Genomic DNA, 17,117 nt, shown 5'->3' with positions numbered 1-17,117 from the left:
CGACTACAGACTATCATATTATGTGTCTAGTTACAACATATAAGGTTGCGCTATCGATTCCATATATCGCCATCGCGGCATCTGGGTGCCGCAGACTGAACTGCACAGCCAACCGAGTCGCAGACTCTATGAGCTTCGGACTGCGCTTCAGCGCCAGCCTGAGGCGGGCGGCGAATGCCTGCTTGTCGTCCATGCTCTGCATGGCCGGAAGTGTGCGAGAGCGCAGGCACTTAAAGGGAACCGTTTGGTCGTTCTGACGTTCTCCCAAAAAACGTGGGTAAGTCAAAACTAGAGTAAGGTCGCCTCAGGCTCTTTTGAAGAATGAGCAAGACGCGATGAAGGAGTCTCGTTACACCGAGGCGCAAGTGACATATGCACTAGGCCAAGCAGAAGTCGTAACGCCTGTAAAGGATGTCTTGGTATTCACCGCGCTTCTGAATGTTAGCCACGCTGCTTATCTCACAATTTGAGGATTGAGGTATAAGCGCCAACGCGGGAGGGCCCTTGCTTCGCGGGGCCCCGTTTCGCCGAAAACTACCAGCAAATGGAGGCAGAAATTTTTTCTGTAACAGCGCTCGAAGGTCGCTGCCAGAGTCCGCAAAAACACCGGAGTGCGTTAGAAGTGCGGTCAAAATTCCCTGAAAGCAAAAAGCCCACCGTTTCCGGTGGGCTAAGCGCTTGATACTACTAGAGAATTCTGGTGGGCTGTGAGTGGCTCGAACACTCGACCTACGGATTAAGAGTCCGCTGCTCTACCAACTGAGCTAACAGCCCGGCGCATGCAGTGTTATCACCGAGGAAATGTGCCAGCAATTCATGACCCGAAGGTTTTGAGACGCTGGCCTTATTTCGCTGCAGAACCGCTGCAATTGCGAGAGGCCGAATTATACATAGTTTTTTGGGCTTGTCCAACTCAAGCCCAAAAAGGTTGCGCGGGGCCCTGCCGGCCTTACTTCTTGGCGGGCTGTTTCAGACGTTGGAAGAGTTCGCTGCATTGGTTCTCCTGGGGGGAGCTGGGCACGATCAGGGCCAGCAGGCCGGCGGCGGGGGTCAGGAGTACGCCCAGGGCCACGGCGCCGGCGCCGCGCGCGGCCAGGGGCAGGACGTGGACGCCGGTGTCCGGATGCTTGAAGGTGCCGCGCACATAAAGGGGCGAGCGCAGCGAGAACAGGCGAAAGCCCTTGCTCTCCGGCGAGATGTCGAGGTCCATGGCTTCGGTGCGGAAGTTGATGCTGCCGTCGATGGAGATGATGGCGTTTTCGGTGTCGAAGACGAACAGGCGCGTGTCCATGACGCCAGCCTTCATCTGCAGGTCGGCCGCGCCGCAGTTGATCTTGACTTCGTCGTCGCCAAACAGTTTGCTGACTACGTAGTTGCCGACGTTCAGGCCCGCAAGTTCCATGAGGGCGCGGCTGATGACGCCTTCATTGATCAGCAGTTGCGTGTTGCCGTTGGCCGAGCCGAGCAAGGCGGCGACGGAGTTGCCGCTGCCGGAGAGGGTGGCGTCGCCATTGAGTTCGCCCAGGGTGCGCTCCATGGACTGCATCTTGGGAAACAGTTGCTTGAGCTGCAGGCCACGCGCCGCCATGTTGATGCGGCCCGCCATGGGCGAGGTGGAGCCGTCGAGGTTGAGTTTGCCGTTCAGGCGCCCACCCGCCATGTTAAAGCGCAGCGGGTCGAGGGTCAGTTGGCCGTCCTGCAGGACGACGCCGACGTCCAGGTTGCTCAGCGGCAAGGTCTCGCCATGGATGATGCGCGCGGCGGCCAGCTTGATGTCGGCGTCCATGTCACGCCAGCGGTCGGTGCGGAACTCTTGCACCGGCAGGACTTTGTCGGCTGGCTGGGCCTGGGTTTTTTCGCCCTCGGCCTTGATGCTTTTGGCGGTGGTGCCCGCCCCGGATTGCACGCCCACCAGTGGGCCCAGGTCGGCCATGCGCAATTGGTTGGAGGAGAGCTTGCCGGTGAGTTTGGGCCGCGGGGGCTGCATGGCGAAGCTGATGTCGCCGTGCAGGTCGCTGTTGCCCACCTTGCCGTTGAAGTCCCGGTAATGAAACACCGGGCCGCCGGCTTCGTGCAGCCGGGCTTCAAGGTGGCCGTCCGTGGAATAAGGCGGGGTATCGGGCAGGGTGACACCCGTCAGGGTATGCAGATTGGCCATGGATGCGCCTGACAACTTCAGGCGCAAATCCAGTGCGCCCAGTTGCAGCGGATCGGTCAGCGTCCCGACGACGGAGGCCTTGGTCGAACCGGTGCTGACCTCGGCCTGCAACGGAAATGGTTGCGAGGCATCGCGCAACGCCAGCATGCCGCCCACCTTGCCCTCGCCCTGCACGGGCAGATCTTTGTACTTGCCCTTGACCTTCCAGCCAAAGACGTAATCGGCCGGTTGAGCTTGGGTGGCGGGTTCGGCGGCCGGGGCGTCTTTTTTGGCCAGCGCATTGCCAGCCAGTTCGGCAAAGGGCACCGGCTTGCCCAGCGGGTCGACCAACAGTTCGAGGTCGGCCTTGAGCAGCGCGTCCTGATAGCTCACCCGGCCCTGGTCGAAGCCGATTTCGTTGAGGTCGATGGTCCAGGGCGACGGCTTGCCGGTATCCGGCATGACAAAGACCCAATTGGCCTGGCCGTCGGCCTGGCGCTCCAGGTTGGCGCTGGGATGCGTCAGTTGCACCTGGCGGATGACGACGCGGCGGGCCAGCAAAGGCAAGGGCGACAGCGTGAAGCTCGCCCGCTCCAGCGTGGCCAGCGCGGGGGCCTGGCCCCAGGGCGCATTGGCAATGGTGATGTCGGAGGCCGAAATGCGCGGCCACGGCAGCCACGACCGCCACCCGGTTTCTTCCGCCTGGCGCGCCCATTGGACGCTCAGGTCGCCTTCGATGGCGAACGGCCTGCCGATGGCCGCCGACACCTTTTCATTGATGGTCGGCTTGAAGCGGTTCCAGTCCAGATTGCTGATCACGACCACGGCCACCACCGGCAAAGCCAGCAGTACCACGAGGATAGCGACGAGGATCTTGCGCCGGGTTGTCATTGTGTATGCGCCTTGGATCGCGCCGCCGGAAGCACCTCGCCCCCGGCAGCCTCCCGTTCAGGGTATCTCAGTCGACGCGCGGGATAAACCCCGATGCAGCGTCAAGATACAAAGCGCAAACAGTCGTCACGCAGCCGGGCGTTGGAACTGTCGGCGCGCTTGCGCGCATTGACTCTGCGCATAGCAATCGGCGTGATGATCATTGACCATGCCGATGGATTGCATGAAGGCGTAGACCGTCGTCGGCCCGACGAAAGACCAGCCGAGCTTTTTCAGGGCCTTGGACAAGGCGATGGCCTCCGGGGTCGGCGCGCCATCGGTCAGGGGCCTGTCCGGCCCCTCGAAACGCCAGAAGAACGCCGCGAGCGAGCCTTCACGCTCGCGCATTTCCCGCGCCCGCGCCGCGTTGTTGATGATGGCCTCGATCTTGCCCCGATGCCGGACAATGCCCGCGTCCTGCACCAGCCGCTCGACATCCTGCGGGCCGAAATGCACGATTTTGTCGATATCGAAACCGGCGAAGGCCTGCCGGTAGCCCTCGCGCTTATTCAGAATGGTGCGCCAGCTCAACCCCGATTGCATGCCCTCCAGGCAGATCTGTTCGAACAGATGGCGGTCGTCGGCGCTGGGCCGCCCCCATTCCTGGTCATGGTAGGCGCAATAAATGGCGGAGTGGTCGACCCAGCTGCAGCGGGTTTTGCCGTCGGGAAAGTCGTGGCGAGCGGGCATGTTGGCGTTGATCAGGATGGCGGACCGCTCATTCTGACGGGGATGGCCAAAGCCGGCAATCCGGCGTGCCGCGCCCTGCTAATATTGCGCGTCGGCGAGCCAGCGGCGCCCGGCCGACCTGCACGGATCTCGCCATGACGCGACTCACCCACGACCCCACCACGATAGTTTCCCTGGCCGATCTGGCCGGGCACCCCGACGCCAATCCCTGTCTGAGCTGCGGCGCTTGTTGCGCGCACTTCCGCGTGTCTTTCTATTTTGGAGAGGTGGATGTGCACGGCGGGCTGGTGCCCGAAGCGCTCGTCACTCAGATCAGCCCCTCGCGCGTCTGTATGAAAGGCACGGAGCAGGGCTCGGGCCGCTGCATCTCGCTGCGCGGGGAGCTGGGCCAGCCCGGCATCCACTGCGCCATCTACGAAAACCGCTCCACGCCCTGCCGGGAGTTCGAAATGTGGCAAGCCGATGGCAGCCCCAATCCGGATTGCCAGCGGCTGCGCGCGCAACTGGGACTGGCGCCGCTGGGTGCGCGGCCTGACGCCGAGAACGACCCCCAAGGGCCCTCGACGCCGTCCGATCAGCCGCGCGCCGCCTAGCTCAGCGGCCCTGGCCCACGCTCGCGGGGTCGATCGTGCGCACGTCGTGGCGCATTTTCTTCAGGTCGACTTCCACGGCCTGGCCGGCCGACAACTCGACGAATTCGCGCGGGCCGGCCGATTGCGTGCGCACTTTCACCTCGCCCTGCTTGACCCGCACGATCAAACGCTCGGCATCGAGGCTGACATCGAAGATCGTGTCGGGCGTGGCCATGGCCGAGGCCAGCACATTCACTTCATTGACGCCCATAAGCACGTTCAGATTGGTGCGGAACTTGTAAACCACGCGGAAATAGACCTGCCCGTGCGCCAGCGTGACATCCCGGCGGCGCGGATAGACCGCCACGCCCAACTCGGTATCGCCGCCGGCGATGATCTCCGTGCCGTCGGCCAGCGTGATCGCGCGCGACTGGCCCGGCGGCGTATCGACCTGCACGCTGAATTCCGGGCTGCTCTCCCGCAGCACCCAGTTGGCCGTGAAGGCCAGCGCCAGCCCCGACGTGATCACCACCAGGACAATGGCCAGCAAATGTTTGCGCCAGAAGGGACGAGGGTCGATGCGGGACTCGGGCATGACGGATGACTCAAGGAAAGCAACAATGGGCGGATTATAGAAAGCCCGCTTCGTTCTGACCCGCGACAAAGGGACGCGCACCCCGCGCCAGCGAAGACGGCGGGCGGCCCAGCGCGCGCCGCACCATGGTGGAGAACGCCGCCGGGCTGTCGTAACCCAGGTCCAGCGCCACGGTCGTCACCCCCGCGCCGCGCGCCAGTTCGGCCAGCGCCTGGCCCAGGCAGGCGCGCTGCCGCCATTGCGCGAACGACATGCCGGTGGCGCGGCGAAAACGCCGCAGCAAGGTGCGCTCGCTCAGGTTGAGGCGCTGCGCCCAGGCCGCAGGACGCTCGTCGATGCGTGGTGCGCGCATAAAGGCCAGGCAGGCGGCGTGCAGCCGCGCATCGTCCTGCGGCAGCGGAATATGCAGCGGCAGACTGGGCGCGCGCGCCACCTCGTGCAGCAGCAGCGCCACCAGGGCGCCGTCGCGCCCGGCCGCGTCGTACAGCAAGGGCATGTCCACCGCCTCCAGCAACAATTGCCGCAGCAAGGGGCTGACCTCCAGCACTTCGCAGTCCGCCGTGTGCCGCGGGGCGCACGCGGACTCCAGATAGACGCTGCGCGTGCTCACGCCGAGCATGCGCACCCGATGCGCCACGCCCGCGGGAATCCACAACGCCTGCCCGCTGGGCACCACCCAGGCGCCCTGCCCGGCGGCCACCTGCATCAGGCCGGTGGCGCCGTAAAGCAACTGCGCGCGCCGATGGCAGTGCCAGTCCAGCAATTGGCCGTCGGGGTAGTCGGTGCCGATGGCCACCAGCGGACGCGGCGTAGATTCGATCTCGGCGATGCTCACGTTCCGCATGTCTGAAACTCAAATAAATCTGGCAGAAATTCGAATGTACGCCAAAGCGCCCCGGCGTATCGTCGCCAGCAAGACAGGAGCGGGCATGGCCTTTTATCTCATTTTGGCGTTTTTCGGTGTGCTGGCGGGCGTGACCACCCTGCTGTTCGGCTTTGGCGGCGGCTTCGTGGTCGTGCCCTTGCTCTATCAAGGCCTGCTGGCCACGCATCCGCCGGGCAGCCCCGAGGCCACGGCGGCCATGCATATCGCGGTGGCGACTTCGACCTGCGTGATGATGGTATCGGCCGGCCTGGCGACCCGGCGGCGGGCGCATCTGCTGCAGTGGCGCTGGCTCTGGCCGCTGGCCGGCTATATCGCCCTGGGCGCGCTGCTGGGCGCGGCACTGGCCGTGCGGGCCCCGGGCGGATTGCTGCGCGCGGCGTTTCTGGTCTACCTGGGCATCACGATCGGCGATTGCCTGTTGCGCAAGGGCTTTCTGAACGGCGGGCAAGGCCGCCCCCTGGGCGTGGCGGCCACGGCCGGCACGGGGATAGGCATCGGGGCGATCGCGAGCTTTCTGGGGGTGGGCGGCAGTGTCATGACCGTCCCCCTGATGCGCCGCCGCGGACTGGACATGGCGTCCTCGAGCGCCATGGCCAACCCCTTGAGCCTGCCCGTCGCCGTCGTCGGCACGTTGGCCTATGTGTTGCTGGCCTGGCGGCAGGGAGGCCCGGTCGGGCCCTGGCATGCCGGCTATGTGGACCTGCGCGCCTTCGCGGTACTGACGCTCAGCGCCTACGCCGGCATCCGCCTGTCGGCGCCACTGGCCGGACGCATCCCGGACCGCCTGCATGCCCGCATCTACGTGGGCTTGCTGATGCTCGTCTTTGTCGTAATGGCGCTACGCTAACGGCCCGCGTTTTCCCGAAAACTGAGAACGAAGCGCCCAGGCTTCCCGGTTGCCCGCAGCGCGGGCCCGGGTCTGCCTATGATGGAGGCCATCTCAGTCATCTTCCAAGACAGCCTCAGCATGACGCTCCACTTCTTTGACACGGCCACCGTCGCCGCCACCCCCTGGCGCAACGGCGGCGGCACCACGCGCGAACTGGCCTGCTTTCCGGCCGGCGCGGCCATGGACAACTTCGCCTGGCGGATCAGCATCGCCGACATCGCGGCCGACGGCCCGTTCTCCGCGTTTCCGGGTGTCGACCGCGTCATCACCCTGCTCGACGGCGACGGCGTGCGCCTCTCTACCGCGGACGGCCAGCTCGACCATCGTCTGGACACCCCGCTGGCGCCCTTTGCCTTCGCCGGCGAAGCGCCCATTGTGTCCACGCTGCTGGGCGGGCACACCCGCGACTTCAATGTGATGACGCGCCGCCAGGGCTGGCAGGCCGAGGTCAGCATCCTGCGCTCGGCCGCGACGCTGGCGGCCTGCGACGGCGGGCTGCTCTATGCCTGCGGCGGCAGTTGGGCCGTCAATGACACCGCCGCGCTGCAGGCCGGGCAAGGCGCCTATTGGACGGCCCGCGCGGTTTGCGTGGCGCTGGCCCCCGCATCCCCGGACGCCGCTCTCATCGCGGTGCGCCTGATCCGCGTCGCGGGAGCCTCGGCATGAACGCCCTGTTCGCCGCACACGCCTTGCTGCCCGACGGCTGGGCCCGGGACGTACGCCTGGAATGGGACGCCGCGGGCCGGTTGACCTCGGTGCAAGCGGGCGTGAGCGCGGGCGCCACGCCACGCGCCGATGGGCCGCTGCTGCCCGCCATGCCCAACCTGCATTCGCACGCTTTTCAACGAGCGCTGGCCGGGCTGACCGAGTACCGCGGCCAGGCGCGCGACAGCTTCTGGAGCTGGCGCACCCTGATGTATCAGTTCGCCAACCGGCTGGATCCGCAATCCCTGGAGGACATCGCCACCTGGCTCTATGTGGAAATGCTGCAGGCCGGCTATGGCAGCACCTGCGAGTTCCATTACGTGCACCATGACGCCGACGGCCGCCCCTATGCCGACGACGCCACGCTCAGCCAGGCCCTGCTGGCCGCGGCCCGCCGCAGCGGCATGCGCCTGACCCTGCTGCCGGTGCTCTACCAGACCGCCGGCTTTGGCGGGCAAGCCCCTCATGACGGGCAGCGCCGCTTCATCCGCAGCACCGACGCCATGCTGCGCCTGCTGGAGCGCCTCAAGCCGCAATGCGATGCGCAGGATGCCTTGCTGGGGCTGGCGCCGCACTCCCTGCGTGCCGTCCCGCCGGACAGCCTGAGCGCCGCACTGGCCGGGCTGCAGCGCATCGCCCCCGGCGCGCCGGTCCACATCCACATTGCCGAGCAGGTCAAGGAGGTGGAAGACTGCCTGGCCTGGAGCGGGCAGCGTCCGGTGGCCTGGCTGCTCGATCACGCCCCGGTGGATGCGCGCTGGTGCCTGGTGCATGCCACCCACCTGGACGCGGAAGAAATCCGCGCGGCGGCCGCCAGCGGCGCGGTGGCCGGCCTGTGCCCCACCACGGAAGCCAACCTCGGCGATGGCATTTTCCCGTTCGGGGCCTGGCGCGATGCCGGCGGACGCTGGGGGCTGGGATCGGACAGCCATATCTGCGTGGATGCTGCCGAAGAAATCCTCATGCTCGAGTACAGCCAGCGCCTGGCCACGCGGCAGCGCAATGTCGGTGCGCTGCCCGACAGCCCGCAAGTGGCGCAGACGTTGATGCAGCAAGCGCTGGAGGGCGGTGCACAAGCGTCCGGCCGACCGGGCAGCGCGCAATTGCGGGTCGGGGGGCTGGCGGACTTCTTCACGCTGGACGAGCGCCAGCCGGCCCTGGCGGGTCTGTCGCCGGACCAGATGCTCGCCTCCCACGTCTTTGCCGCCAGCCGCGGCAACGCCCTGCGCTCGGCCTGGACCGGCGGGCGCCAGCACGTCTGCGACGGCCGCCACGTCCTGGCAGCCGAGGCCGCCCAGGCCTTCATCGCCGCCCGCCGCCGCCTGCTCGCAGACTGATTTCTGCCGCCCGGCCAAATTACGCCGGGCGGTATGAAATTATTCGCAAATTTCTAAGTAAAAAACGACTGCGATGCGGCGCAGAAACAAATTGTGCTTTTTTTTCACCGGGAGTAGCCTGAGAAAATCGGGCTGAGGATACTCTTGCGCCGCCTCCGGATAAATGCAAGGCGAGCCTGCAATTGGTTCCCATATTTATCTCCAGCAGCCTCACCCGTTTTAGGTAAGACGAGAGAAACCACAATCCAGGACAATATTGCCGAGCAACATCTTGCGTGATCCGATTCCAAACGGAATAAACCCTGGCAACGTTTGACGCAGCCTGGGCAGGATCACTGCGCATAATGCAGTAAACTCCTGCGGATGTGACGAGCCATGCTGAAACTCCGTATTGGCGCAATACCAGTGACGATCCAGCCGCAAACTGGACGGGTGCTTCAGCCAACACCATATGAATCCACACACTGCGTCTGGCGCGGCGGCCCTGGCCGCCTGCGGCAGATGGCATGCCTTGCGCTCTCAACGCCAGGCCGCCGGCGGCATGACCGCCCCTCGAATTACCAGGCCCCTACATTGATGCCGCTCGCCGCGCGTCAATGTCGCCCGCAGCCTATCGACGCCGGCCCCCAGCCGGTGCGGCGTCGTGCGCGCGTTCTCATCCAAGCGGACCTGACGTCCGCGGCCCGGCCGCGCGCGTTTGCGCAAGCTGGCCGGCTTCGCCTGGGCAGGAAAGACCTTACATGACAAAACGCGTAGCGATCATAGGCCTGGCCTTCCGCTTCCCGGGGACCAGCACCGAGCACTATTGGTCTGACCTGCTCGACGGCAAGAACCTCATCACCGAGGTCGACGCCACCCGCTGGTCCGACGATGCCTATCTGCATCCGGACAAGAACCATCCCGGCACGGCCTACACGCGGGCAGCGGGCTCGCTGGGCGATGTCTCGCAGTTCGACGCCGATTTTTTTGGCATTTCGCCACGCGAAGCCTCGCTCATGGATCCGCAGCAGCGCCTGTTGCTGGAGATGAGCTGGGAGGCCCTGGAGAACGCCGGCGTCAAGCCCACCGCCCTGCGCGGCTCCGACTGCGGCGTCTATATCGGTATTTCCAGCGCGGACTACGCCTATCGCATCTCCGAAGACCTCGGCGCGATCGACGCCTCCACCGCGACTGGCAACACCGCCAGCATCGCCGCCAACCGGCTGTCGTACTTCTTCGATCTGCGCGGCCCCAGCATCGCGCTGGATACGGCGTGCTCGTCGTCGATGGTGGCCTTTCATCAGGCCTGCCGCGCCATCCAGAGCGGGGAGTGCAGCCACGCCCTGACCGGCGGCATCAGCCTGCATCTGCACCCCTACGGTTTCATCACGTTTTCCAAAGCGTCCATGCTCTCGCCCAGCGGGCAGTGCAATGTGTTCGACGCGTCGGGCGACGGCTATGTGCGTTCCGAAGGCGGCGGGATTTTCCTGCTCAAGGACTATGACAAGGCCCTGGCCGATGGCGATCGCATCCTGGCCGTGGTGGCAGCCACCGGCGTGAACACCGACGGCCGCAAGGCCGGCCTGACCGTGCCCAGCGCCGAGGCCCAGGCCGAGCTGCTGCGCCATGTGTACGCCCAGGCGGGCATCTCGCCCGCCGACCTGGATTACCTCGAAGCCCACGGCACGGGCACCTCGGTCGGCGACCCCATCGAAACCCGCGCCATCGGCGCGGCCCTGGGCAAACGCCGCGCCGCCACCCAGCCCCTGCCCATCGGTTCGGTCAAAAGCAATCTCGGCCACCTCGAACCGGCCTCGGGCGTGGCTGGCCTGGTCAAGGCCATCTATGCCCTGAATCACCGGCTGGTGCCGGCGACCATCGGCGTGCGCAATCTCAATCCGAATATTGCGTTCAAAGACTGGAACATCGAAGTCACCACGCAGAACCGGCCGCTCAAACCGTCGGGCAAGCTCACCATCGGCGTGAACTCGTTCGGCTTTGGCGGCGCCAATGCGCACGTCATTCTCGAAAGCCCCCCGGCCGTGGCCGAGCCCCCTGCCACCAAGCTGGTCAAGAATGCGCCCGTGCCGCTGATCGTCAGCGGCAAAACGCAGGCCGCCTTGCGGGATGCGGCAGCGGCCATGGCCCGGCGTTTGCGCCAGGACCACGGCCACCCGCTGTACGACCTGGCCTATCACGCCGCCTTGCGCCGCGATTGGCATGCGCATCGCGCGCTGGTGTTCGCCAGCGACCGGCAAGGCGCGGCCGACGACCTGCAATCGCTGGCCGACGGCACGGCCGCCAAATACCGGGTCGCCACCGAAACCCTGCAAGCGCAGGCGCGAGGCCCGGTCTTCGTCTACTCGGGCAATGGCTCGCAATGGGCCGGCATGGGCAAGCGCCTCATGGCCGATCCCGTCTTTGCCTCGGCGGTGCACGAGGTCGACGCCTTGTTCTCGGAGTACGCGGACTTCTCTCCGGCCGCCGAGCTGAGCAGCCACAGCGCCAACGAGCGCTACGACTTCACCGAAATCGCTCAGCCCACGCTGTTTGCGCTGCAGGTCGGCATCACCCGCATGCTGGCGCAACGCGGCGTCGTCCCGGTGGCGACCATGGGCCACAGCGTGGGCGAAGTCGCGGCCGTGTGGGCCTGCGGCGCGCTCTCGCTGCCCGACGCGGTGCGCGTCATCTACCATCGCAGCCGGCTGCAGGGCCTGACCAAGGGCAAAGGGCGCATGACGGCCGTCGGCATCAGCGCCGCCGAGACCGACGCGCTGATCGCCGAGCTCAAACTGGGACGCGGCCTGTCCCTGGCTGGCGCCAATAGTTATCGGGGCGCCACGGTCGCCGGAGACCCGGCGCTGCTCGACGCGCTCGAAGCCGTGCTCAGCGAGCGCAGCATCTTCCACCGGCGCCTGAACCTGGACTATGCCTTTCACAGCGCGGCGATGGATCCCATCGAAGGCGGTATCCAGCAATCGCTGGCCGGCATCACGCCGCGCGATGCGGACATCCCCTTCTATTCCTCCGTCAGCGGCCAGGTCGAACCGGGGCGCACGCTCAACGCCGCCTACTGGTGGCGCAACGTGCGCCTGCCCGTGCTCTTCGAGCCCGCCAGCGCTTCGGCCATCGCCGACGGCCTGAATGTCTTCGTGGAGATAGGCCCCCATCCCGTGCTGCGCGGCTATCTCAAAGACGCGCTGCATACGGCCGGCACGAATGGCCGCATCCTGATCACTGCCTCGCGCGGCAGCGACGATCCCGAAAAAATCCACGATGTCGCCGGGCAGTTGATTCTGAGCGGCGCCGACGTCAACTGGCAGGCGCTCTTTCCCTGGACGGGCGAACACACCGACCTGCCCGCCTACCCCTGGCAGCGCGAACGCCATTGGCATGCCGTCACGCCCGAGTCGCCCATGCTGCTGACGCGCAAGCGTGTGCATCCGCTGCTGGGCTACCGCCATCCGCAGCAGCAAGGGTTGTGGGAAAACCAGCTGGACACCTTGCAGCAGCCCTCGCTTGCCGACCACGTCGTGGGCGAAGCCACGGTGTTTCCCGGCACGGGCTTTGCCGAGCTGGCCCTGGCCGCGGCCCTGCAATGGCGCCCCGGGCACCACGCCGATATCGAAGAACTGGAAATCCGCGCCCCGCTGCTGCTCGGCGCGGCGCCCAGCAAGCGCCTGCGCTTCGAACTGGACGAGGCCGATGGGCGTTTTCGTATCCAGTCGCGCGAGCAGGGCAGCGAAGAACCCTGGACGCCGCACGCCACCGGCCGCATCCGTCAAGAAGCCGGCCCCATCGGCCTGGCCCAGATCACGCCGTTGGCCTTGCCCTCCCGCGCGCCCGACTTCGACCACGATGCGCACGAGCGCCTGACGCGCGCCGTCGGCCTGGACTACGGCCCGGCCTTTCGCGCCATCGCGCACGGCTGGCACGAGTCGGCCGGCAGCGTGCTCGCGGTGCTGCAGCCCGATGCCTGCCTGGACGACGAACTGAGCCGGATGCATCTGCATCCGGCGCTGCTGGATTGCAGTTTCCAGCTCATCATCCAGTTGCTCAAGGACGACCCGGCCATCGGCCAGGGCATCGCCTTCGTGCCGTCCAAGATCGGCCGCCTTTGCCTGCACGCCGGGCAGGGACAACCCAAATATGCCCGTGCGCGCCTGCGCCAACGCGCGCCGCACTCCCTGACCGCGGATTTCGAGCTCTTCGATGCCCAGGGTCGGGCGCTGGCCAGCGTGCGCGAAGCGCGCTTTCGCAGCATCCGCCTGAGCAAAGGCGCGGGCGAGCATCTCGACTTTGTCGATTGCGTGCTCACGCCCCGCCCCCACCCGCTGGCGCCGGCAACGGACAACCCGCTGCACACCGCAGCGCTGGTGCGCGACATCGAACGCATGCTCGAGACGACCGCCTCGCGCGGCGGCGAGCGTTACGCGCAAGAGGTCGACCCCTTGCTCGAAAGCCTGTGCGACCGGCTGGCGCTGGAGGCCTTGCGCGCCCAGACCGCCGGCGGGCCGACGCTGTCGGCCGCGCTGGTCGAGCGCCGCCTGCGCCGGTCGCCCCAAACCGCCGCGCTGCTCGAACATCTATTGCAGCGTTGCGTCGCGGCCGGCTTTGCGCAAAGCGCGCCCACCGGCTGGACGCTCGCGGCTGATGAGGAAGGCCAGCCCACCGCGGCCGACATCTGGAACAGCCTGCTGCGCGAGTACCCCGATTACTTCCCGGCGATCTACGCCGCCGGCCGCGTCGGCCTGCATCTGCCCGCGCTGCTGCAGGGCAAGACCGACATCGACGCGGTCATCCCGCGCGCGGTCACGCCCACCGCGATCAGCCGCCTGCTGCTGGGCGCCGAACTCGGCCAGCAGTTGGCGGCCGTGCTGGCGCAGGCCGCGCGCCGCGCCGTGGCGCGGCTGGCCAGCGGACAACGCCTGGCCATCCTGGAGATCGCTCAAGGCGCGCCCATCGTCGGCCCGGCCTGCTGCGCGGCCCTGGACTTCGGCGTGGCCGACTACTGCTACGCCTCCCCGGACAGCCAGGCCGTCGAAGACGCGCGCCACGCACTGCTGGACAGCTACCCGGATGCCGGGGCGGTCTTGCTCGGCGACGACGCGGGCGCGCAGGCGCAAGCGCGCTACGACCTGATCATCGTGCACTGCGAGTTCGACACCCAGCAAACCTGCCTGCAGGCGCTGGCTTACGCGCGCGCCAGCCTCAAACCGGATGGCAAGCTGCTGCTGCGCGGCACGCACCCCTCGCAATGGCTGGACTTCGTGTTCGGCGGCCGCCCCGAGTGGTGGCAAGGCAGCGACAACCTGACCGCCCTGCCGCCGGCCAGCCGCTGGCAGCAATGGCTGCAGGAGCAAGGCCTGGCCTGCGAACCGGAAATCGAACTCACCGGCAGCCCCTACACGGGCGCGTATCTGCTGCTGGCCAGCCTGCCCCAGGCCGCGCCTGCCGCGCCCGCGACCGAGGCGCGCTCACAGCTCATCCTGGCCAGCGCCAGCGGGCCGGATCTCGGGCTCGGCCAGGCGCTGCACGCCGAGTTGCAGTTCCAAGGCCAGCACAGCATGCTGGCCACCGGCACCCATGCCGCCCAACTGGACGCGCTCATACAGGACGCCCTGAACCGGCACGGCCCGCTGCACGACATCCTGCTGCTCGACGGCTGGGGAGCCGACAGCGCCGACGACGCCAGCCGCCTGCAGGCGCAGATCGCGCGCTGCGCCCTGGCGGCCGGCCTGATTCAAGCCTGCGAACGCAGCGGCGCGGCGGCCACGGTCTGGATCGTCACCCGCAATGCCGGCGTGTCCATGGGCGGCGGCCAACCGCAAGACCCGGCCATCGGCGACGCGGCCGTCTGGGGCTATGGCCGCACACTGGCCAACGAAGCGTCCAACTACCGCATCAGGCTGGCGGACCTGCCGCACTCGGCCGCCGCGGTGGCCGCGCTGGCGCGTGAAATCCGCTACCCCGACGCCGAAGACGAGGTGCTTTTCGGCGCCGGTGGCGAGCGCCATGCCCCGCGCCTGCGCGTGGTCGAGCGCCCACGGCCGGACAGCGCGGGCGCGGCGGCGGACAACGCCTGCCGCCTGGGGTTCACCTTCCCCGGCCAATTGCGCAACCTGCGCTGGGAAAGCTATGCCGCCCCCGAGCCCGCCGACGATCAGATCGAAGTCCGCATTCATGCCACCGGCCTGAACTTCCGCGACGTGATGTACTCCCTGGGCCTGCTATCGGACGAGGCCATCGAAAACGGCTTTGCCGGCCCGACGCTAGGGCTGGAGTTCTCCGGCGTGGTCAGCCGCGTCGGCTCGGCCGTGACGGACTACCGCGCGGGTGATGCGGTCGTGGGCTTCGGCCCGGCCAGCTTTGGCGACCGCGTGCTCACACGCGCCAGCGCCATCTCGCGCATCCCCGCCAACTTCTCGTTCGAAGCCGCGGCCACCCTGCCCAGCACCTTCTTCACGGTGTACTACGCCCTGCATCATCTGGCGCACCTGCAAGAAGGCGAAAAAATCCTCATCCATGGCGCGGCCGGCGGTGTCGGCATCGCCGCCATCCAACTGGCGCAATGGCTGGGCGCGGACATCTACGCCACGGCCGGCTCGGAAGAAAAACGCGACTTCCTGCGCATGATGGGCGTGAGCAAGGTCTACGACTCGCGCTCACTGGCTTATGCCGATGAAATCCTCGCCGACACCGGCGGCGTGGGTGTGGACGTCGTGCTCAACTCCCTGGCCGGCGAAGCCATCAACCGCAACCTGCAGGTATTGCGCCCGTTCGGCCGCTTCCTGGAGCTGGGCAAGCGGGATTTTTACGAAAACACGCGCATCGGCTTGCGCCCTTTCCGCAACAACATCAGCTATTTCGGCATCGACGCCGACCAACTGATGAACGAGCGCCCCGACCTCACGCGGCGCCTGTTTGGCGAAATGATGCAGTTGTTCTCCGATGGCGCGCTGCATCCCCTGCCCTACACCGTGTTCGACGCCAACGAGGTGGTGGATGCTTTCCGCTATATGCAGCAGGCGCGCCAGATCGGCAAGATCGTGGTCACCTACCGCCACGGCATCCGGCGCCTGCACCGCCCGGCCGGCACTGCGCCCCCGCCCCTGAGGCTGACCGCCGACGCCAGCTATCTGGTCACCGGCGGCCTGGGCGGCTTCGGCCTGCGCACCGCGCAATGGCTGGTCGAAAAAGGCGCGCGCCACCTCATCCTCATCAGCCGCCGCGGCCCGCACGACGACCACGCCAAAGAGGCGCTGGCCGCTTTCAAGGCAGCGGGCGTACAGGTCCATGCAGCGGCCTGCGATGTCACCGACCGCAAGGCACTGCTGGAATTGCTGGCGCACACGCGCCGCAGCATGCCGCCCTTGCGCGGCCTGGTGCACGCGGCCGTGGTCATCGACGACGGCCTGGCGCGCAACGCCAACGCCGCTCAGATCGAACGCACCCTGTCCGCCAAGGTGCTGGGCGCCTACCACCTGCATACGCTCACGCGCGAAACCGAACTGGATTTCTGCGTCTACTATTCGTCGGCCACCACGCTGTTCGGCAACCCGGGACAAAGCAACTACGTCGCGGCCAATATGTGGCTCGAAGCCCTGGCCATGCACCGGCGCGCAATCGGCCTGCCGGCGACCTGCGTGCGTTGGGGCGCCATCGACGATGTCGGTTTTCTGGCCCGCAACGAAAAAATCCGCGATGCCCTGCAAACCCGCATGGGCGGCTCGGCCCTGCCGTCCAGCGTGGCCCTGGCCGCGCTGGAGAGCCTCTTGCTGACGCACCGCAACGGCCTGGGCGTGCTGGAACTGGACTGGCATGCCTTGAACCGTTTCCTGCCCTCGTCCCAGGCGCCCAAGTTCAGCGGGCTGGCCCGCCGGGCGGGCGATAGCGAGCACGAGGGCGAGCAGGGCAACGACATCGCCCACTTGCTGGCCACCCTGGACGAACCCGCCCTGCACGCCGCCTTCGGCGACATGCTCAAGGCGGAAATCGGCGAGATCCTGCGTGTATCGGCCGACAAAATCGACCCCGAGCGCTCGATCTACGACATGGGGCTGGACTCGCTGATGGGCGTGGAGCTCATCGTCGCCCTGGAAAACCGCTTCGGCATCCGCCTGCCCGTCATGGCGCTGTCCGAAAGCCCCACGGTCAACAAGCTGGCCAGCCGCCTCATTCTGCTGCTGCGCGGCGAAACCGCCGACAGCGGCGGCGACCATGTCGCGTCCACCGTGGAAAAACTGGTTGCGGATCATGCCGCCGACGTCTCTCCCACCGCCATCAACGCCTTCGTCGCCGACCTCAAAAGCGGCGAGGCCGAAGGCCCGCAGCGTATGATTCAGTAAACCCAAATCAGGCAGGGGTCCGGGTCCGCCGGCCCGGACCCGCCGGTTC

9 protein-coding genes and 1 tRNA gene are annotated in these 17,117 nt (G+C 66.9%); 5 read left to right on the top strand and 5 right to left on the bottom strand.

The window, feature by feature from the left end:
* Positions 1–698: 698 nt before the first annotated feature.
* The 3 genes from CAL22_RS03785 to CAL22_RS03775 all read right to left on the bottom strand — a co-directional run bounded on the left by CAL22_RS03785 (position 699) and on the right by CAL22_RS03775 (position 3,757).
* Positions 699–774, bottom strand: a tRNA-Lys gene (locus CAL22_RS03785).
* A gap of 175 nt (positions 775–949) precedes the next feature.
* Positions 950–3,028 carry an AsmA family protein gene (locus tag CAL22_RS03780; protein ID WP_094810480.1) on the bottom strand — a complete coding sequence of 693 codons (2,079 nt, stop codon included), beginning with the start codon at positions 3,026–3,028 and terminating at the stop codon, positions 950–952.
* A gap of 126 nt (positions 3,029–3,154) precedes the next feature.
* Positions 3,155–3,757 (bottom strand): DNA-3-methyladenine glycosylase I, encoded by a 603-nt coding sequence (locus CAL22_RS03775; protein ID WP_094810478.1) that lies wholly within the window; start codon positions 3,755–3,757, stop codon positions 3,155–3,157.
* Positions 3,758–3,891: 134 nt separating this feature from the next.
* On the opposite strand from CAL22_RS03775, the gene CAL22_RS03770 reads away from it, so the two are divergent.
* Positions 3,892–4,350 carry a YkgJ family cysteine cluster protein gene (locus CAL22_RS03770; RefSeq protein ID WP_094810476.1) on the top strand — a complete coding sequence of 153 codons (459 nt, stop codon included), beginning with the start codon at positions 3,892–3,894 and terminating at the stop codon, positions 4,348–4,350.
* A 1-nt stretch (position 4,351) separates the two neighbouring features.
* Here the strand turns inward: CAL22_RS03770 and CAL22_RS03765 are convergent, their stop codons facing one another.
* Together CAL22_RS03765 and CAL22_RS03760 are read right to left on the bottom strand one after the other, a co-directional pair.
* On the bottom strand, positions 4,352–4,924 hold the full coding sequence (locus CAL22_RS03765) for a FecR domain-containing protein (protein WP_094810474.1): 573 nt from the start codon (positions 4,922–4,924) through the stop codon (positions 4,352–4,354).
* A 34-nt stretch (positions 4,925–4,958) separates the two neighbouring features.
* Positions 4,959–5,768 (bottom strand): AraC family transcriptional regulator, encoded by an 810-nt coding sequence (locus CAL22_RS03760; RefSeq protein WP_094810472.1) that lies wholly within the window; start codon positions 5,766–5,768, stop codon positions 4,959–4,961.
* A 34-nt stretch (positions 5,769–5,802) separates the two neighbouring features.
* Between CAL22_RS03760 and CAL22_RS03755 the strand changes: the two genes are divergently transcribed.
* The 4 genes from CAL22_RS03755 to CAL22_RS03740 all read left to right on the top strand — a co-directional run bounded on the left by CAL22_RS03755 (position 5,803) and on the right by CAL22_RS03740 (position 17,068).
* Positions 5,803–6,657: a sulfite exporter TauE/SafE family protein gene (locus CAL22_RS03755; RefSeq protein WP_094810470.1), complete on the top strand. Its 855-nt coding sequence runs from the start codon at positions 5,803–5,805 to the stop codon at positions 6,655–6,657.
* A gap of 120 nt (positions 6,658–6,777) precedes the next feature.
* Positions 6,778–7,365 carry a HutD/Ves family protein gene (locus tag CAL22_RS03750; RefSeq protein WP_094811109.1) on the top strand — a complete coding sequence of 196 codons (588 nt, stop codon included), beginning with the start codon at positions 6,778–6,780 and terminating at the stop codon, positions 7,363–7,365.
* Positions 7,362–8,741, top strand: a complete 1,380-nt coding sequence (locus CAL22_RS03745; RefSeq protein WP_094810468.1) for a formimidoylglutamate deiminase — start codon at positions 7,362–7,364, stop codon at positions 8,739–8,741. Before CAL22_RS03750 ends, CAL22_RS03745 begins: the two co-directional genes overlap by 4 nt.
* Before the next feature lie 740 nt (positions 8,742–9,481).
* Complete coding sequence (locus tag CAL22_RS03740) at positions 9,482–17,068, top strand: type I polyketide synthase (protein ID WP_094810466.1); 7,587 nt, start codon at positions 9,482–9,484, stop codon at positions 17,066–17,068.
* Positions 17,069–17,117: the final 49 nt, after the last annotated feature.

The organism is Bordetella genomosp. 12 (assembly GCF_002261355.1).
In the GTDB taxonomy this organism is placed as follows: domain Bacteria; phylum Pseudomonadota; class Gammaproteobacteria; order Burkholderiales; family Burkholderiaceae_B; genus Bordetella.
The sequence above is the reverse complement of the archived record's forward strand: the minus strand, read 5'-3'. Positions and strand labels throughout refer to the sequence as shown.